This window comes from Calothrix sp. PCC 6303 (assembly GCF_000317435.1).
In the GTDB taxonomy this organism is placed as follows: Bacteria; Cyanobacteriota; Cyanobacteriia; order Cyanobacteriales; family Nostocaceae; genus PCC-6303.
In genome coordinates this window covers 5944328-5964316 of record NC_019751.1, presented here as the reverse complement: position 1 = coordinate 5964316, position 19989 = coordinate 5944328, and the positions used below count along the sequence as shown (strand labels likewise).

The window sequence follows — 19989 nt, the reverse complement described above, 5'->3', positions numbered from 1 at the left end:
AAATAATGTAGTCAAAATTAACTTTGCTGTTTACTTTTCTACCCTATTCATAATTTTGAATTGTAGCGAAGCAACTAAATATGACACATTTTTAAGCAAAGATGTTTCGCTTAAATTTTTTCACCTGTAACTTATAATTCATCTAAATATATAGCAACCCTTATCAATTTGATTTTTAATTCTCAACATTTTAATTCCCGCAAGGGAGAAGTGGTTTGGAAAGACTCTGAAACCACTATATTAGTAGATTTAGAAAATCGGATTGTTTTCATCCCCGTTGAGGGGAAGTGATTTGGAAAGAGTTCACATTTGAAACCCTTAGAGAGAGAGAGGCTTTCAGACCCGCTAATCGACACACCTCTGAAAAACATGAAAAAGTTTTCAAAAATCTGTCAATTTTGCAGGTTGGAAACGTTGCTGCGTAAGGAATCGACACACTCCAACGAAGTTATGCGGTTTTCAAGGTTCGGGCGAGGTGTGTCGATTTGCTGATACAAAATTAAGCCACACAAAATATTAAAAACAGTCAAGAGTGAAATTACTCAAATTTTAAAGCTTGACCGCGTACTTCGGTATTTACTTTACCTTCAGCATAGACAATTTGACCACCCACAATAGTTGTCTTTGCCCATCCGGTGAGATTCCAACCTGCGAATGGACTCCAACCACATTTAGTTAGGAGTTCTTCTTGTAAAACAGGACTATAGTTTTGTAAATCTACGAGGACTAAATCAGCATCATAGCCGGGTGCGATCGCGCCCTTATTCGGAATACCATAAGCTCGTGCCACTGCTGTAGACATCCAGTTAACAACTTGAGCAACTGTACATTTTCCCTCCATTGCGGCAGTTAACATTACAGCTAGGGATGTTTCGACTCCCGGCATTCCCGAAGGACTATTGGGGTAAGTTTGGGCTTTTTCTTCTAGGGTGTGAGGGGCGTGATCTGTGGCGATAAAATCAATCACACCGTCTCGTAGTGCCTGCCATAGTACCTCATTGTCGTGATGCGATCGCAATGGTGGATTCATCTGCGCTAGTGTGCCAATTGTTTTATAGGCATCAATGTTTAAAACTAAATGTTGGGGTGTAACTTCGGCTGTCACCCAACTGGGTTTATCTTGACGCAGTAACTCTGCTTCTTCGGCAGTGGACATGTGGAGAATATGTAAGCGTCGTTGATATTTTTTTGACAATTTCAAAGCCAATTTTGTCGCCAAAAGTGCCGCTTCATTATCTTGGATTTGGGAATGAATGGCGGGATCGTGAATCCCAGCAAATTCTTGACGGCGTTGATTAATTCTAGCTTGATCTTCTGCATGGACTGCAATCAGGCGTTTTCCTTCCGCAAAAATCGCCTCTAATTTAGCTTCATCGTCCATCAACAAAGCACCATGCATCGAACCCATGAAAATTTTAATACCTGGTGTGGGGTTTGCTGCAAGTAATTCTGTCAAATTATCGCCAGTTGCACCAATAAAAAAACCATAATTAACCAAGCTTTTTTGTGATGCACGGTGTAACTTGTCATCTAAAGCTTCCTGATTAGCAGTTAAAGGACGGGTGTTGGGCATTTCTAAGAAGGACGTTACACCACCTTTGGCACAAGCACAGCTGGCACTAAATAAGTTTTCCTTATATTCCAACCCCGGTTCCCGAAAATGCACCTGGGGATCAATCACTCCTGGCAACAAAGTTAAACCATCTGCGTCAACCTCTGTGATTGCTTCTGTTGTGGGTGCGCTAGAGATAACTGGTGAAACTTCAACGATTAGGCGATCGCGTATCAGCACATCCCCAATCATAGTCTCACCGTTGGGTAAAATGATCTGAGCGTGGCGAATAAGTAAATTAGTAGGAGATGACATGATAAAAATTATGCGTATGGTGGCACAAAGCAACGACTTAAACAGACAACTATCTTTTTAGGTTAAACCTGGTTGCGCTCTTAGGTATCTGTTTTTCGCAGTTATGACAAAAAAGTTTATTTTTTTTAGATGTAATTTATTATGCTGGCAGGGAAATTTATAATTAAGGATCATTGGCGATGGTTTAATCTGAGTAAATTTTCCCACTCTTTCAATGTCTGCTAGTGAACAATTTAGTTGCCAAATAAATTTATGCCTCATAAAGTATCTGTATCCAATCAAAACTCCTCTTGGTTTCCCGAATTATTCCGGACAATTCTCCTCAGTATCTTTTTAGCCTTGGGAATTCGGACTTTTGTCGCTGAAGCCAGATGGATTCCCACCGATTCGATGAAACCAACTTTAAAAGGGTATAAAGATCAGCTTAAGGCAGATAAAATCATCGTAGATAAGTTAGGATACAATTTTTCTGTACCTCAACGTGGTGATATTGTCGTATTTTCTGCAACCGAAAAATTAAAAGAAGAAGGCTTTACAGATGCTTTTGTTAAACGTGTAATCGCTTTACCTGGTGAGCAGGTTGAACTCAGGAATGATAAGGTTTTTATAGATGGCAAACAGTTGCTAGAAACAAAATATCTAACAGCAGAGCAAAAAACTTCCCTTGGAGTTTGCGCCTCTGGACTACAAACCCCATTTTTATCCCAGTCTGTGAAAATACCTAGCGAGCATTACCTAGTGTTGGGTGACAATCGAATTGATAGCTACGATGGTCGTTGTTGGGGTCTTGTTCCCCGTGCTAACATTATCGGGCGGGCAGTAATCCGTTTTTGGCCCCCTCAAAAAATTGGTCGGATAGATAAAGAACCTGTATATTATGAGACAAATTAGTCAATATAAAAAATGTCTTTGTAGGGGCTAAAGATACCCAGTTTATTAATTCATACTGTTAGGATATATCTAGCCCGTCACCCTTTCAAAATAGATAGCAACTTATAATAAAACTCCACCCACAACATGCCCAATAAAGTATCCGTATCCGATCAAAACTCCTCTTGGTTTCCCGAATTATTTCGGACAATTATTCTCAGTGTCTTTTTAGCCTTGGGCATTCGGACTTTTGTTGCCGAAGCACGCTGGATTCCATCTGGTTCGATGGAACCAACTTTGCATGGAACAGAAAACCAATGGGAAGCTGATAAAATTATTGTTGATAAATTGGGATATCAGTTCTCTCAACCTGTGCGTGGTGATATTGTTGTATTCTCCCCAACCGATGAGTTAAAAAAAGAAAATTACAAAGATGCCTTTATCAAACGCATCATCGGTTTACCTGGCGACAAAGTAGAATTGAAGGACGATAAAGTTTTCATTAATGGTAAACAATTAGCAGAAACAAAATATCTTTCAGCAGACCAAAAAACCTCGATTCAAGTTTGCACCTCCGGACAACAACCCCCATTTTTATCTCAATCTGTCACCATTCCTAATGACCAGTATCTTGTACTTGGTGATAATCGTAACTATAGTTACGATGGTCGTTGTTGGGGTCTTGTCCCCCGTAGTAATATTATCGGTCGTGCTGTCATCCGTTTTTGGCCCCTCAATAAGGTCGGTGGATTAGATAAATCTCCTGTATATTCTGAAACAAAGTAGTTAAACTCATAAATATCCCTTAGATCCCCTACTTATTTAAGAAGTCGGGGATCCATATCATTAAGTCAGTCATAGATATGCCTCATGTTGCCGGGATCTACATTTACCCAATCAAATCCCTAGATGGTATCGAAGTTCAAAATGCCCAGATTCTCAGCAGTGGTGCATTAAATTTCGACCGCGAATTTGCTATGTTTGACCGTTGGGGTAAATATATTAATGGGAAGCGTAACCCCAAAGTACATTTATTACGATTATATTCTCACCAGGAAGCACGAACTGTATCCCTACATTTTCCAGACAGTGATTCCCCTCAAGTTTTTCACCTCGACGATCAAAGAAAGTCTCTAACTGAAGCTTTAAGTGATTTTTTCCAGCAACAAGTCACACTCAAACAAAATACACTCATGGGCTTTCCTGATGATACCAGATCGCCTGGAGCCACAATAGTGAGTACTGCCACACTCATAGAAGTCGCATCTTGGTTTCCTGGAGTAAGTGTTGAGCAAATGCGTCGTCGGATGCGTGCCAATATTGAAATTGGCGGAGTTGAGGCTTTTTGGGAAGATAAATTATTTACAACAGCAGAAAATACAGTTGATTTTTACATCGGAGATGTCTTATTCAAAGGTGTTAATCCCTGCTTACGTTGTTCTGTTCCCACAAAAGATCCTGATACAGGTGAATCTTACCCTCATTTCCAGAAAATATTTGCCCAGCAACGAGAAAAAACTTTGCCTGATTGGAAAGATTCGTCAGAATTTAAAGGTTTTTATCGATTAACTGTAAATACACGTTTAGATCCGTCTAAAGGGGGAAAAAATATCGCAGTTGGTGCAGAAATTCATTTTTTGCAGCAATAATGCTCAAACAATAATTAGCTCACCCTACAACCAGTTCCCCACAAGCACATAAGGTGCCCAATAAAAAGGAGTTTTATACTTATCTAATATAGCTATTTGAGCGCGACGCAATGCTTCTGATTTACTCAATTTCATATTAGCTAATTCTTGATAAAATTGGCTCATAAACTCGGTAGTCGATTCATCATCTACTGACCACAAAGTAGCAACTGTACTTCTAGTACCTGCTTTAACAGCTACACCTGCAAGTCCTAATGTTGCTCGTTTGTCCCCCGATGCTGTTTGACATGCACTTAATACTAGTAACTCTACTGCACGCGATTCGCTTTGACTACGAAGCCGCAATAATCTATCAAAATCTCTCACTTTTAAAAGTTCTTCCCAAGTAAGAATAAAAGTTTTATTGGCGTTTGAACTAAATTCTCCATGACTGGCAATATGTACAACTGTGTAGGGTATTTCTTTAATTTGGTTTTGAATATTTTTTATCGTAAAGTTTTGATTTATCATTCCTTTACTACTAGTAATTGTTGTTTTAATTTGCTCTAATTCGGTTGCTACATTTTTAAGTTCAGCAAACTTTCTACCATCAATTTCTCTTTCTTTGCTAATTCCAACTGCTAAAATTTCTAAATTTTTTCTTTTTAAAGTTGTTGATTCGATAAGTTGCAAACCTGGGGCTAAAGCTATCGCATACTTTTGAATTAAATATTGATTATTTTTCTGATCGTAGATAACTCCCATGGGAATATTTCTTAAAGCCCCATCTAAGACAAATACTAATGTTTTAATAGATTGATTTGCTAAATCTGCTTCTAAAGGTGATATTAACCATTGATATAACTGAGTAGATAAAGTTTTTACATTATTAATGCGATCTGGCTCCCTTAGATATTGCTGGAGTTTATCTAAGGTATTTTCAATTTTATCTGCTGTTTCATAAATAGTATAATGTCTAAATTGGGATTGATTTGGTAATTTGAGAATAATTTCTAAACGGTCTTTTAAAATAATTGGATAAATCACAGCGGCAGTAGGATCTGTTTTATCAACTATTTCATCTATTTGCTTTGGCTGAGGTAGCAAACAAGATACTTTAAAAAAGTTTTCTAACTCGGTTAATTGTAGTAATTCTAAGGCTTCACGAGCTAAAAATAAATTATTTTGGCTAATTTGATAATTCTGATTATTCTTATTTTCAGGTTGAAGTAATAAATCAATAAATTGTCGATAAACTGGTTCAACATTATCCCTGAATGAAAATTGAACATCTGAATTTAGAGCCACTAAATCATTTCTTAAAGATTTTAGGGTATTTACTGCTTCAATATAAGAATTAATTGCATGTTTTTTATTGCCCTGTAAATTCAGTATATATCCTAATTGCCACTGCCATAAATAGGCAATATCTATTGCTTTAATTTTCTCCGCTAAAATCACAGCTTCTTCTGTCAGTTTCTTGGCATTTAATATGTCTTTTATTTCTAAATATATTCCTCCCAAAACCCCCAAAGCATAAGCTTCATAACGTTGACTTTTAATTTTTCTAGATTCTTGAATAGCTGTTGCTAAATCATCAGCGATTTCTCTCCAAGTGATTAAATTTGAATTTAGCGCTTTTTTGAGACAGATGGAATTTTGCGCTAAGTTAATTTGAGCAAAAATCGTATTTTGATTAATTGGAATTTTTTTAAGTCTAGATTTAATTTGGCGAGAGATATTTTCTGATTCTGACCATTTTTGTAATTTCTGCAATGCCTGTAAATGGTTTAATTCAGCTTGAATCTTGATGATTTCAGAGGAAGATTTTGCGGCAGCTTCAGTATATAATTGATTTGCTAAAGAGTAATTTTTACTTGTTGTTGAAGATTGCTTAATACTTTGATCTATGACACAAGTTAGTGGTGTAAAATTGCTGTAATCTGCTTGACTATACTGTAAGCTACCTCGCCTTCCTAAAGCCATTTGATTATTCCCTAAACTAATTAAGGTAGAACTAATTTCTGTGGGAGATTTGACTTTTTTACTGATATCTAAACTTTGCTGTAATATTTCCTGAGATTTATCTAAATCACCCACTAATTGTAATACATCACCAAGACTGCGTAAAGCTATAGCTTTAACTCTGCTGTCTTGTTGTTTTTGCAAAAGAGGAGAAATTTGTTCTAAAGTTGCACGAGATTGGTGATAAAGTCCTAAATTTTGCTGGGCAATACTTTGATTAATTAAACTCCGGGTAAAACCAGATTCGTCTTTAATTGAGATATAGATATTGGCAGATTTTTTCCAACTATCTATAGCTTGCTCTGTTTTACCTAAGTCTAGTTGTATTTGTCCCTGAATTTCTTGAGATTCAGCAAGTATTTTCTGAGTGGAAGTATTCTGTAGGTTAGAGTTAAGTTGAGTAAGAATATTCAGTGATTTTATGATTGTGCTTTCAGCTTTATCTGTTTGACCAAGTTTATTTAAAGTCAAAGAAAGATTTGTTAACGTTGTTGCCTCTTTTAATTTGTCTCCCTGTTGCTGAAATATTGTAGCTGCTGTTTGTAAAGCTATTGCGGCATCTAAAAATTTTCCAGATTGATACAATAACTGGGCTTTATCTAACAAATTTTGTGGATTATTAGCAATATCTTGAGCTTTTGCTATTGTATTTGATGTATTTATATTTATCGGGAATAGGGGATTAACAATGATCATTAAAGTGGTGAATATAGCAATAAATACTTTTTGAAAAAGTCTCTTGTTCATATGTTATTCAATTCTCGAAAAATTCAAATATTTAGTATTGCCTCATACATCAAGATTTGGTATGTGGATATGGCAGGTGAAGATTTGTAATTAAAGTCTCATATCATTTTTATTTAAAGATGCATAGTAAGCTAAAACGCACTTAGTTTGTAATCGCAAAAGCTTTATAGCAAGCCTTTTAGACTTCAAAAGATGTCATTTAGATGCGTCTAAGCTTAAACAACCCCACCCGCGCTAAAGCACACCCTCCCCGATAGCGAGGCTACGGTGTACACACAAGTCGGTAAATCCCTGACTCCGCCTGGGATTGAAAATCCCAGTCTCACAGCAAAAGTCCATTTAAATGGACTAAAAACTAAAAATATTCAGTCATCTTGTAGATGACTTTAGCGGGCGTGGAATTATAAAAAATATGGGGAATTCGATACTTGTGTGTACACCGTAGGCTAGCGAGGAGGATTATAGTAATGTGCAGCTTGATATTGAATTGGTATCACAATAAACTAATTATTACATTTAGAGCCACTGGAAACAAAATTATTTACATGATTCTGAAAAGACAAAGTGACTAACTCAACTTCACCAGATTGATTAACTATCCAACTATTTGCTTCAACAATTTGCTTAGGAGTGATTAATTTTGGGTGATGCTTGGGAACTTTAGGAGGTTGCGTGGTTTGAGGGGGATTTAGTTTTACCCAATCGATAGTTGCAGTTTGATTGCTACGAATCATGTCATTTGGCAAATTCGGCAAACCTCCGCGCCCAATAATTGTGAATGAGTTACCTTGAAATGCAGGACAGCCTTGGGTAATTAGGCGAGAGCGATCGCTAAAACTATCCGGTAGCTCAATTAAGCTAGAACTGGGATCTATATCTGGTGTATTAATAATGACGTTGCCGTTTAGGGACGAATTAGCCCCGGTTGCTGTAATATCGCTATCTGGGGTAGTTGTGGTGCGAAACTCAGTCCCCAAGATACTTTGAGTGTTGATGGTGATATTGCCACCACGAAAGTCCACAGAATTGGCGCTGATGTCGCTATTTTCAAAAGCAGCGAGGATCTCTGTATTGATATTAATATCACCACCGCTGATATTTTCTCCTTTGGCATTTGTTGTGATGCTGCTACCACGACGCAAGATTAATGTTTGGGAATTCAGATTAATATTCCCGAATCCCGACATAGTTTCGGCTGCAATTTTTCCTTGGTTATCCAGTAGTGTTCTGTTAGCTGTAATCTGCAAATCACCTGCTTTCCCAAAATTATTGCTACTAACACTGACTATTCCCCCATCATTGATAATTAGTTTACCAGCCCTAATTCTCAAGTCACCAGCACTTGCAGCACCCTGACTAATAGCTAATAAACTACTGGGAATTGATTTGCCATCTGTATCAAAACTACTACCTGCGACAGTTAATGAGTCCACAGAATTAATATCCAATATGCCAGCTTTGCCATTACTACCGTTAATAGCAGCAACCGAAATGCTCGCACCATCTTTAAGGAATAAACGCGGTGTATTCACAATGATGTCACCACCGTTACCATTTATTAGGGGTGCAAATCCTTGTACTTTAGTTTCGGAGAAAATGCCACTGGAAAAACTGTTTTTGTTGATAATTCCCACACCTGTAGCTGTCACAGATTCACCAGCATTAATGAGGATATCTCCTGCATCCCCGGTTCCGGATGTGGTTGTTGAAATTCTTCCACCATTATTCAGAACTAGTTTTTGAGTAGAAATGTCAATTTTTCCAGCATCACCACCATTAAGTTGACGGCTATTGCTCCCAGTTTGAATGACTCCAAATAAATCAATACCATTAGCTTTGATATTTATATTACCCCCAGCCCCTAAATTATTGGTGGATGCATCAATAATTCCTTGTCGCAGAAGTAATGATTTGGCTTTGATATTAATATCACCAGCTGCTGCTGTCCCAAAACTAACGCTTGCTAAGATACTGAAATCACTCATTTCTATGGTATCTGATGCTTCTAAGCTGATGGGTTGTCCTGGTATATTTCCCAAAGTTACACTTCCCACTTCAGATCTATTAGCGATCGCTATTTGCTTTCCTCGCAACTCAATAGCCCCAGCCCCAGCACCAACATCACTAGTAGCAATTAATGCTCTTTCCGATATTTTGATATCTTGGAATTTACTTACTGCAACATACCCTAGCAGCCAATCTTGATTGATGGGAGTAAGCTTAACAAAGCTACCTGGTGCAACACTCCCCAACTGAATCCGTCCTCCTGGTACAGACAAGTTACTGCCTTTAACAGCAATATCACCACCTAACGCTGCTAACGTCTGACCATTTGAAAGCTGAAGATTCGTACTTTCAAACTGAATCGGTTTGGCAACTTGCCCAAATTGTAAACCAACCGGAACGCTAACAGTTAATAAGGGTAAAGCTTGAGGATTTGTAGCACTAAATTGGCTACCATCGGCAAAAACTAGACTACTTGCTGTAGTTGTAAATAAGGAACCACCAATATTTAATGACGCATTTTTCCCAAAAACAATGCCATTGGGATTAATTAAAAATAGATTTGCAGAGCCATTAGTTTTTAGTAAACCGTCAATATTGGAGGTTGATGTACCTGTAATACGGGTAATGATGTTTTTGATGCCTAAATCATTGACAAATGTTACTGAACCCCCTGAAGGAATGGAAAACTCTTTAAAACTATGAAAGAGATTTTCTCCTGAACGATTACCATTCTTAATAATAAAATCTAGGTTGTTACTACTGTTAACTTGAGTAGAGAGGGTTCCGTCAGATGTGATTTGTGCGTAAACTGGAGTATTGGGAATTAAAAAATAGAGAAGAAATAAATTGACTGTTGAAAAACTGAAACTCTGCTTGTTCATGAATGCTGGCAGACAACCTATAAAAAAATACTTATCAAGTCAAATATTACTTGATAAGTAGCTTCTAAATCTTATTATTGTTAGTATTCTTAGCACCTGTAGGTCTGAGTATCAGTTAGTCTTGGATAGACTTAATAAGAACATGCAGTACATAACCAAGTTGTTGGTGTGATTCGTAACTTGTACCCATACATGCCATTAGTCATACATTCACCGCACGCAAGTTTTTTGCGTGGCAAACAGACTCTCTTACCATTTTTAACTAGTTTCAACAAACCATCTTCTTTATTATCGGTTGTGCATTCTCCAAATTGATCTGGTGATGATACAGAATTTTGTTGACTAGCTGGGGATTGGAAAATATTTTCTACATTAGCAGAAGTGGATATTTCCTGGATAGTTGAAACTGTAGTTTCTCCAGCGGTAGCAACTGAAGTAAACATGAGAATAAATGATAAAGCTAAAGCTAGCAACTTAGCGAGTCGTTGGCTGAATGCTATGCACATTTTACGTTTCATAATTAATATTCTTGGGTAAATGAAGTTAAAATTTACTTGTGAATATTTCTACAAAATCATGTGGTGATATTCCTGATAAGAATTCAAAAACATACAAAATTGATTCTGGAAATAGCTTTTCGGGTATCCCAGAAGAGTTTAGCGGTCTTGGAATAGCTAAACTAGTAGTCTGTCAATTTTATTTTGACGGTTATGTACACATCCATAATCCCGTAGAGACGTAGCAGTGCTAAGTCTCTACAACCGTCATTTTTATTTTGACAAACCACTAGTACAGTACGGCGTAAATAACCAGACCATTATTTAACCATGAAAAGCCCAGTAATAAACGGCTTTCCCCCACTGTCTACTCACTACTGCCTTGTAGATCTTAATAGCTAATTTCGATGTTGCCACTGGCAAGATGATCAGTTGTGATTGGATGCCCTACGGTAGGGCTTGTGGTGTGTCTACTTCCTATCCCCTCGATCCTAGGATTTAGGCTTTTTCGTAAATCAAAAGGTGTTTATATTCGCCAAATTTACGAATTTTACCGGCTTGGGTAAATTCTTCTACTATCTTTTCGGCATCTCCCCATGCGAAGGAACCAGGGTAAAAGAGAATTTTACCGTTGGGTTTGAGTTTGTCTAAAAATAGCTGGACAAGACTAGAATCGCAGTGATGGGTAAATTTGCTGTTTTCTGGTAAATAAAATTCGCACAAATGAAATAAATTAACAATATCAAATTCGGGTAAGCTATTACCTGTCAAAGTATAAATATCAGCAAATAATACTTTGTAATATTTCGCTAATGCAGGATTTTCCACTACAAAACGCACATAGGAGGAATGTTCCGGTGCAGCTGCGGTAATCCCCATAATTTCATTGTTTAAACCGTTTTGTTGGTTTTCTAAGCCAATAATATGATGATTACCAGTGCCAAAATGAAAAATACTTTTACCTTGAATATTAAATTCCCGCAGATAGTCGATGAATTCCAAATCACAAGGGCAACGATTGGCATCTAAAACCCAAATGGAGTGCTCTTGGAAAAACTTCATTCCTACTACATGGGGAGTTTTCGGACGACGAATTTTTGCCCCGTAAATAATTTTTTGCAAGAGAGGATAATGTAATAAATTCGATAGCTTTAATTGTGCTTGTGACATGGGAAGAATATAGGTATAAATTGAAACTAGACTGCTGGTTGCTAGTATATTTTTTATACCCAAAAAGATAACTCCTTCGTGGCATTATTTACGGAAACTTTTTATTTAGAAAGCTTTTAAGCAGACATACTTTATGATAATTTTATACATTATTTTTTTCTACTGTCACCATAATAGACCTGTTGCTTTATAAGTTCAAAAAACCGTGAGATCTAGTTCTAGCAAGCGTTTCAGTTACTTCCTGCGAATCATAACTATAACCTATATGGTGTAGGGCTTTCGGCGATTCCTTCTGTTCAAAAAAAACAAGTCTAAACTTATATATGTATCTAAGTAATAACTCTCTATAGTTTAGTAGTCAGTCCCGGTGCAAAAATATTTTGACTACCAAGGATGAAAGTATAATTTTCTGTTCTCTACCGAAATGTACTGGTGTATACGCGGAATCACAAGCAAATACACACCCAAGATTTTGAGCTTTTTTCCAATGTATCTATAATTCTTGCACAAGCAATTAGCGCGATCGCACTAAATATCCACACCTTGGTTCGCCGTTGATCATCCAGTGGGTACGCTCCACTATACAATCGGGTAAGATTGCAGCGAACATTTCTAATTCATGTCCACAGACGCTAGGAAACGATTCGGCAACATTAGATATGGCACAATTGTGTTCGGCGATGATAAAGCCGGGATGCGTAGATGTTTCTTGCGTCTCTACTGCATGACATTCGGTCATGTAGCCTTCAGCTTTCCGTAACTCTACAAGTATTGCTAACCTTTGTAGCAATGAACCATCACCCACTCGTTCCCGATATTCTAGGGCTTTACGTTCCCACTGTTTTTGCAGAATTGTACTAAATTGATCGCGTCCCACTGTTTCGGCGATGGTATCCAACAGGGAAACGGCAAAGTTACCGTAGCTATCACCCTGTTCCTCACTTGCACGCCGAATGCGATCGCGTCCCCGCTGACTTAACCTATATATATGTTGTGGTCGTCCCATCCCTCGAACTTCGGAACCTTCTTCATCATGATTCTGGTTTTTCTTCCCTAGCGAGGCAGCAAAATACACAATTAAGTCTTCCGTCTCCAAATCTTTCAAATGGCGACGAATCGCTTGTGGACTGACTTTTATAGCCTCTGCCAATTCAAGTGCTGAGGCTTGTGAATGTTTCAAAAGATACTCTAATATATCCTGCTTCGTTGAGGACTGCTGCGTGATTTGCATTTTCGTCCTGGGTATTTTCAAAAATTAAACAAAAATTAAATTAGAAAATTTCACTTTAACAACAATCTTGTTGTTAATTTAGCGTAAAATAAAGATAAGTTAAACAACAGCTATGTTGTTTTAATGCTTTAATCTATTCTAGCAGCCGTTTGAACACTCCGTAAAAGTTTCCATTAAACATATTCGGAAACGGCTCACAGCCCGTCTTCCATCCTTAAAAAGAATCCTTAAAGAGAACCAAGTAATGAGTGCTACTGTCAACACCCTAGTCAATCAACCCTACAAATACGGCTTTGTCACCGACATTGAGTCGGACACCATACCCCGTGGATTGAGTGAAGATATTGTTCGCCTCATATCCTCGAAAAAAAATGAGCCGGACTTTATGCTGGAGTTTCGTCTGCGGGCGTATCGACAGTGGCTGAAGATGACTGAACCAGATTGGTCGGGTTTAAATTATCCACCCATCGATTATCAAAATATTATCTATTATTCTGCGCCCAAGCAAGCTAAAAAAAAGTTAGATAGTTTGGATGAGGTTGATCCGACTTTGTTGGAAACCTTTGAAAAGTTGGGAATTTCCCTTTCTGAACAGAAGCGCTTGGCAAATGTGGCTGTGGATGCCATTTTTGATAGTGTTTCGGTGGCGACAACTTTTAAGGAAAAGTTAGCTAAAGATGGTGTGATTTTTTGTTCCTTCTCAGAAGCCCTCCAAGAACACCCTGAACTGATTAAGAAGTATTTGGGAAGTGTTGTTCCCATTGCTGACAATTATTTTGCGGCTTTGAATGCCGCTGTATTTAGTGATGGTTCTTTTGTGTATATTCCCAAGGGTGTGAAGTGCCCAATGGAACTTTCCACATATTTCCGCATCAACAACGGCGACACCGGACAATTTGAGCGTACCTTAATTGTGGCTGAAGAAGGTAGCTATGTTTCCTATTTGGAAGGTTGTACCGCGCCGATGTATGATAGCAACCAGTTACATGCAGCGGTGGTGGAACTTGTGGCGATGGATGATGCTGAAATCAAGTATTCCACCGTCCAAAACTGGTATGCAGGTGATGTTAACGGTAAAGGTGGAATTTACAACTTTGTGACAAAACGTGGTTTGTGTCAGGGTGTAAATTCTAAGATTTCTTGGACACAGGTGGAAACAGGTTCGGCAATTACTTGGAAGTATCCTAGTTGTGTTTTAGTTGGTGATAATTCTGTCGGGGAATTTTATTCGGTTGCTTTAACTAACAATATGCAACAAGCCGACACCGGAACCAAAATGATTCACGTTGGCAAAAATACCCGCAGTACAATTATTTCTAAGGGTATTTCCGCAGGTAACTCCAGTAATAGCTACCGGGGTTTGGTGAAGGTGAATCCTACAGCTAAAGGGGCGCGAAACTATTCACAGTGCGACTCCATGTTGATTGGTGATAGTGCTGCCGCTAATACTTTCCCCTACATTCAGGTACAAAATCAAACTGCAAAGGTGGAACATGAAGCTTCAACTTCTAAGATAGGTGAAGATCAACTTTTCTTCTTTAGACAAAGAGGAATTTCAGCAGAAGATGCAATTTCCATGATGATTAGCGGCTTCTGTAAGGATGTATTTAATCAGTTACCGATGGAGTTTGCTGTGGAAGCTGACAAGTTATTGAGTTTGAAACTTGAAGGTAGTGTCGGGTAATCAGTGAACAGCTTTGTAGCTTTGTAGGTTGGGGAGTCCCTGCGTTGCGGGGGTTCCCCCTGTTGAAGCATCTGACGTTGAGGTTTTGCGTAAGCTAACACCAATATCTACAGAGTAAAAAGCTTTGTAGGTTGGGTTGAGGCTTTGCGTTAGCTTGCTACTTACAGAAGCCACTACCTGTCTACTACGTTTCGGAGTACCCAACACCAATATCTACACAATTAAGAGTTGTATTTTATTTAGGAACCAGCGTTGGAGTGGAATGTAACCCAACATTATCATCTCATTGATGTTGGGTTCCGCTAACGACTTACGTCGCGCAAGCTACGCTACACCCAACCTACATTTAGCTACTCAAAATTGCATTTAATGGCAGGCAAGATGCCTATATCACAAAGACTTGGGAGAATAGAAAGATTATGATTATTGAAAATAGCGAAGTTGTGCTGTCGGTACGGGACTTGACAGCGAGTGTTGATGGAACTCCAATTTTAAAAGGTTTGAATTTAGAAGTGCGTGCAGGTGAGATTCACGCGATAATGGGACCAAATGGTTCTGGTAAAAGCACTTTTTCTAAGGTTTTAGCTGGACATCCGGCATATCAAGTTACAGGTGGAGAGGTAATTTTTCAAGGAAAAAACCTCTTGGAAATCGAACCTGAAGATAGGGCAAGAAGTGGGATATTTTTGGCGTTTCAATACCCCTTGGAAATTCCTGGTGTCAGTAATTTAGACTTTTTGCGGGTTGCTTATAACTCGAAGCGGAAAGCGGAAGGTTTGGAAGAATTAGAACCTTTCGATTTTGAAGATTTGGTTTATGAGAAGCTGGATGTGGTGAAGATGGATTCGGCTTTTTTGAATCGTAGTGTGAATGAAGGGTTTTCGGGTGGTGAGAAAAAGCGGAATGAGATTCTGCAAATGGCACTTTTGGAACCAAAAGTCGCAATTTTGGATGAGACTGATTCAGGTTTGGATATTGACGCGCTAAAAATTGTCTCAGGTGGGGTGAATCAGTTGGCAAATCCCCAAAATGCCACAATTATGATTACCCATTATCAAAGATTGTTGAATTATATTGTCCCGGATTATGTGCATGTGATGGCGCGGGGACAGATTTTGATGTGTGGTGGTAAAGATTTGGCGTTGGAATTGGAAGAACGTGGTTATGATTGGATTTTAGATCAAAATATGGAAGCTGTGGGGGTATAGTGATGAAAACACAAGTAGCTTCCCAAGTTTCTCCTAGCCCAATTCCCAATTCTAATGTGGTGAGTTTGTCGGCAACTTTGTTAGATAGAGATGAATATTTGAAGGGTTTGGTAAATCAGGTATTAGAGACTAAAAATAATTCGTCTCTATATTGGTTGCCAGAAGTTAAAGAAAAAGCGGCAAATTGGGTACGTCATTCAACTTTACCGACTACCCGTGATGAAGAATGGCGGTTTACAGATTTATCGGCGTTAAAACAGGTTAATTTCAATGTTGCGTCTGGCAGTATCACATCTTCCAATATCGCGTTTTTACAGGAATGCGAAAATAGCCGTTTGGTATTTGTAAATGGTGTCTACGCAGCCGAATTATCTGCTGTTTCTGGTTTACCTGAAGGAATCACCGTCACAAACCTATCTCAACTACCTGCTGAATATACAGAAAAGGCTAAAATATATTTTGCTCAAGCAGAAGGGGCAATCGAAGTATTTACAGCTTTAAATACTGCGGGAATGCTAGATGCAGCAGTGATTTGGATTGGGAAAAATGTGGCTGTGGAAACTCCAATTCACCTAATTTATGTAACCACTGGTGAAAATCCAGTTATTTCCCAACCTCGCTGTTTAGTAGTAGCCGAAACAGGTTCTCAAGTGACTTTGGTTGAGGAATTTGTCACCGAAAATCAAGATGGACATTTCGTCAACGCAGTTACAGAAATTTGGGTTGGTGAAAATGCCAGTGTGAACCACAGCAGAATTCAAAAAGACAATTTAGCCACATTCCATATCGGCAAAACAGCAGTTACCCAAGCTAAATATAGCCGTTATACCTGTAACGCGATCGCATTCGGCGGCAAAGTCTCACGACACAACCTCGAAATTCTCCAAACAGGCGAACAAACCGAAACCACCCTCAACGGTTTAGTAATGGTAAAGGGTGAACAAGTGGCAGATATGCATAGCGCGATCGCACTCAATCATCCCCATGGTATCAGCAATCAGTTACAGAAAAATATTGTCGCTGATAAGGCACATGCCATATTTAACGGTAAGGTTTTTGTCCCTAAATTAGCCCAAGAAACCAACGCATCCCAATTAAACCGGAATTTACTCCTTTCCCCCAAAGCCAGAGTTGACACCAAACCCCAACTAGAAATCACCGCTGACAATGTAAAATGCGCCCACGGTGCCACAGTTAGCCAATTGGAAGATGATGAAATTTTCTATTTGCAAAGTCGAGGTATTGATGAACATGCTTCCCGCAAGTTGTTAATTAATGCCTTTGCCACGGAAATTATCAACCATATCCCCGTTGCATCATTGCGCGACAATTTATTTGCAATAGTCAAACAATTTTAAAGCAGTTAGCTATTAGCCGTTAGCAGTTAACTAACTGTTAACTGCTAAAACCACTCTAGGCATTTGAAAAGTCGAAGTTTTAACTGTTATTAGTATAAATAAAATGCAAATAAACAGAGATGCGACATGTCTCGTCTCTGAGGGGTTTCAGGCTTGAAAAGCTTACCTTATAAGTAACTACTGCCTAGTACCTACTACCTACTGTTTACTGATTATGACTATTACCCAACAACAAAGCATTGCCCAAAAAGTCCGCAACGACTTTCCCATTCTCCAGCAAGAAGTTAACAACAAGCCCCTAATTTACCTTGATAGCGCTGCCACATCCCAAAAACCCAAATTTGTTCTGGATGCATGGCGTGATTATTATGAAAAATATAACTCCAATGTTCACCGTGGCGCACATACCCTCAGCAGTAAAGCCACCGATGCATACGAAGGTGCAAGAGATAAAATTGCTGCCTTCATCAACGCAGCATCCCGCAACGAAATTGTTTACACCCGCAACGCCTCCGAAGCCATCAACTTGGTAGCATATAGCTGGGGAATGAATAATCTCCAACCTGGAGATGAAATTATTCTTTCGGTAATGGAACACCACAGCAACTTAGTACCCTGGCAATTTGTTGCCCAAAAAACGGGTGCGGTACTCAAACATGTGGAATTAACACCCGAAGAAGGCTTTGATTTAGAACATTTTAAATCCTTAATTTCCAGCAAAACCAAATTAGTCTCAATTGTCCATGTTTCCAACACCCTCGGTTGCATCAACCCGGTGGCAGAAATTTGTCAAATCGCCCACAAACACAACGCCAAAGTATTAATTGATGCTTGCCAAAGCGTTCCCCACATGCCCATTAATGTGCAACAAATAGACTGTGATTGGCTAGTGGCATCCGGACATAAAATGTGTGCGCCAACTGGCATCGGATTCCTTTACGGCAAACTAGAAATCCTCGAATCCATGCCCCCATTTATGGGTGGTGGGGAAATGATCGCAGAAGTATATTTAGAACATTCCACCTACGCAGAATTACCACATAAATTTGAAGCCGGAACCCCCGCGATTGGAGAAGCGATCGCACTCGGCGCTGCCATCGATTATCTTAATAAAATCGGTATGGATCAAATTCATGCCTACGAAGCCGAATTAACTGCACACTTATTCCAAGAGTTAGAAGCAATTCCTGGTATTGCCACATACGGAACCAAACCTAAAGCTAACGGTTTTGGACGTGCAGCACTAGCATCTTTCACTGTCGAAAATATCCACGCTAACGATTTATCTGCATTATTAGATCAAGAAGGTGTTGCAATTCGTTCTGGACATCATTGCACCCAACCATTACACCGTTACTTAAACCTTTCCGGTACAGCAAGGGCAAGTTTAGCTTTCTACAATACCCATGCAGAAATCGATGTTTTTATTAAAGCATTGAAAGAAACAATTCATTTTTTCAATAGTATGATGAGTTAATAGTTTTACTGTAAATAATCAATCTATCTATCAAATAAAAAGGGCGGAATTCTATCGCCCTTTCTATGATGATTTAGTTACTGTTTACTAGTAGTCACTTAAACAATTAAATTTATGCACGACGTATAAAACGACCAATCGCTGAACCAACGCGTAATGCAAATTGGTTCCATTTATAAGTTGTGCCGGAATACAACTGAATAGGGCTTTGACTATGTTGCCAATAAACCTTATCTGTAATTGTTGGTGGGTCTGCTTTTAAAGCCTCAATAATTAACTTTTTCCGCCAGGGTTTGATACTGGGAACCGTTGCATGGGACATTGTAATCCCTCCTGGAATAAAATCCATTCCTTCAGGACCAACTGTACTTAAAGGACAAGAACTAATCATTAATGCCAAATTCATAGCACATTGATCGTTAGGAAAATATGGATATGTATTTGTGTGTTTGAGGGAATAGGGTCTTTGCAGATCAAGATATCCAGTTTCAGATGCAATTTCTAGCAGTTTTCTCCACATCAAAAGAACTAATTTATGCTCCCGATGAACACCGATAAAACCGCCATTATAATGATGATCTAAATCACGAATATTGCTAAATCCATTATTTTCAGCAAATTGTTTCCACGCTATACGTCGAGGTTGATTAGCTGGCACAATAGTCCAACTATCGCAGCAAACTGCAACACCACATGTGACCCAATATTCATAGAAATCCCAATCACATTTATTCACAATATCCGGATCAAAATAATATACTGCCTCGATTTCGGGGTCGTAGTGTTCCATTACGTCCCACATAAAATCTGGTTTGTGGTTCGTTAAATGCTTAGGGGTATCCAATTGAACCCATTTTATTGTGCAGCCATCCGCTACGGTTTGTTGATGATATTGAAGCGACTTAAGTCCTTCGCATTTCCTTGCAGACTGTGCCCAAAATGGTAAATCTCCTCGATATCCTACCCAAACATTTCCACGAAAGCCGTGATTATAGAGTGAGTTAGTTAAAACTCCAACTCCGTAGTGATAATCACCTTCATACAAAGTACAAATCGCTGTTTGCATACTTAGTTGTTTAAAATACGAGCTATTTGTGGATATTAGTGATTAAATACACATTGAAATTGAAAAAAAATTGTGCACTACCTGAAAGCTTCACAGAAAAAATGCTTGAAAATAAAGTAATTAGCTCATTTTCTGCACATATATAATACTTATCTGGATTCAGAGACTATTTATCTAGCTGACTGTAAAAATTGTATATGTGGTATCTCGCTTATTGTATGAAGATACTGTGTTTTGATGATTTATTTTCCGTAAAATTAGGTATAAATAGCA

The 19989-nt window shown here is 38.6% G+C and carries 15 protein-coding genes; 7 read left to right on the top strand and 8 right to left on the bottom strand.

The features are described 5' to 3' along the window. Window positions 1-538: 538 nt before the first annotated feature. Window positions 539-1867 (bottom strand): dihydroorotase, encoded by a 1329-nt coding sequence (locus CAL6303_RS24140; protein ID WP_015200457.1) that lies wholly within the window; start codon window positions 1865-1867, stop codon window positions 539-541. Window positions 1868-2119: 252 nt separating this feature from the next. Between CAL6303_RS24140 and lepB (CAL6303_RS24135) the strand changes: the two genes are divergently transcribed. The 3 genes from lepB (CAL6303_RS24135) (at window position 2120) to CAL6303_RS24125 (ending at window position 4386) form a co-directional block, all read left to right on the top strand. After that, a complete protein-coding gene (lepB, locus tag CAL6303_RS24135; protein ID WP_015200456.1) occupies window positions 2120-2758 on the top strand; it encodes a signal peptidase I in 639 nt (212 codons plus the stop codon). A gap of 126 nt (window positions 2759-2884) precedes the next feature. Beyond that, entirely contained in the window at window positions 2885-3523 is a 639-nt protein-coding gene (gene lepB, locus CAL6303_RS24130) for a signal peptidase I (protein ID WP_015200455.1), read from the top strand. 77 nt (window positions 3524-3600) lie between these two features. Further along, window positions 3601-4386 carry an MOSC domain-containing protein gene (locus CAL6303_RS24125; protein WP_015200454.1) on the top strand — a complete coding sequence of 262 codons (786 nt, stop codon included), beginning with the start codon at window positions 3601-3603 and terminating at the stop codon, window positions 4384-4386. A 24-nt stretch (window positions 4387-4410) separates the two neighbouring features. On the opposite strand, the gene CAL6303_RS24120 is transcribed toward CAL6303_RS24125, so the two are convergent. The 5 genes from CAL6303_RS24120 to sufR form a co-directional block, all read right to left on the bottom strand. Next, a complete protein-coding gene (locus CAL6303_RS24120; protein WP_015200453.1) occupies window positions 4411-7137 on the bottom strand; it encodes a CHAT domain-containing protein in 2727 nt (908 codons plus the stop codon). Between the two features lie 503 nt (window positions 7138-7640). Then, window positions 7641-10025: a filamentous hemagglutinin N-terminal domain-containing protein gene (locus tag CAL6303_RS24115; RefSeq protein ID WP_015200452.1), complete on the bottom strand. Its 2385-nt coding sequence runs from the start codon at window positions 10023-10025 to the stop codon at window positions 7641-7643. 131 nt (window positions 10026-10156) lie between these two features. Further along, window positions 10157-10543 carry a hypothetical protein gene (locus CAL6303_RS24110; RefSeq protein ID WP_015200451.1) on the bottom strand — a complete coding sequence of 129 codons (387 nt, stop codon included), beginning with the start codon at window positions 10541-10543 and terminating at the stop codon, window positions 10157-10159. Between the two features lie 477 nt (window positions 10544-11020). Then, entirely contained in the window at window positions 11021-11692 is a 672-nt protein-coding gene (locus CAL6303_RS24105; protein ID WP_158333177.1) for a hypothetical protein, read from the bottom strand. A 514-nt stretch (window positions 11693-12206) separates the two neighbouring features. Further along, window positions 12207-12923, bottom strand: coding sequence for an iron-sulfur cluster biosynthesis transcriptional regulator SufR (gene sufR / locus CAL6303_RS24100; protein ID WP_015200449.1), 717 nt, complete (start codon window positions 12921-12923; stop codon window positions 12207-12209). A gap of 244 nt (window positions 12924-13167) precedes the next feature. On the opposite strand from sufR, the gene sufB reads away from it, so the two are divergent. After that, window positions 13168-14607 carry a Fe-S cluster assembly protein SufB gene (sufB, locus tag CAL6303_RS24095; RefSeq protein WP_015200448.1) on the top strand — a complete coding sequence of 480 codons (1440 nt, stop codon included), beginning with the start codon at window positions 13168-13170 and terminating at the stop codon, window positions 14605-14607. On the opposite strand, the gene CAL6303_RS24090 is transcribed toward sufB, so the two are convergent. After that, the gene (locus tag CAL6303_RS24090; RefSeq protein WP_041739933.1) at window positions 14608-14814 is read right to left on the bottom strand and encodes a hypothetical protein; all 207 of its coding nucleotides are present in this window, start codon (window positions 14812-14814) and stop codon (window positions 14608-14610) included. Between the two features lie 212 nt (window positions 14815-15026). Between CAL6303_RS24090 and sufC the strand changes: the two genes are divergently transcribed. From sufC to CAL6303_RS24075, 3 genes are all read left to right on the top strand, one after another. Next, complete coding sequence (gene sufC / locus CAL6303_RS24085) at window positions 15027-15815, top strand: Fe-S cluster assembly ATPase SufC (RefSeq protein WP_015200447.1); 789 nt, start codon at window positions 15027-15029, stop codon at window positions 15813-15815. Between the two features lie 2 nt (window positions 15816-15817). Continuing rightward, window positions 15818-17173 (top strand): Fe-S cluster assembly protein SufD, encoded by a 1356-nt coding sequence (gene sufD, locus CAL6303_RS24080; protein WP_015200446.1) that lies wholly within the window; start codon window positions 15818-15820, stop codon window positions 17171-17173. 214 nt (window positions 17174-17387) lie between these two features. After that, window positions 17388-18650 carry a cysteine desulfurase gene (locus CAL6303_RS24075; RefSeq protein ID WP_015200445.1) on the top strand — a complete coding sequence of 421 codons (1263 nt, stop codon included), beginning with the start codon at window positions 17388-17390 and terminating at the stop codon, window positions 18648-18650. A 112-nt stretch (window positions 18651-18762) separates the two neighbouring features. Here CAL6303_RS24075 and CAL6303_RS24070 read toward each other — a convergent pair whose 3' ends face one another. After that, a complete protein-coding gene (locus tag CAL6303_RS24070) occupies window positions 18763-19716 on the bottom strand; it encodes a hypothetical protein (protein WP_015200444.1) in 954 nt (317 codons plus the stop codon). Window positions 19717-19989 lie beyond the last annotated feature (273 nt).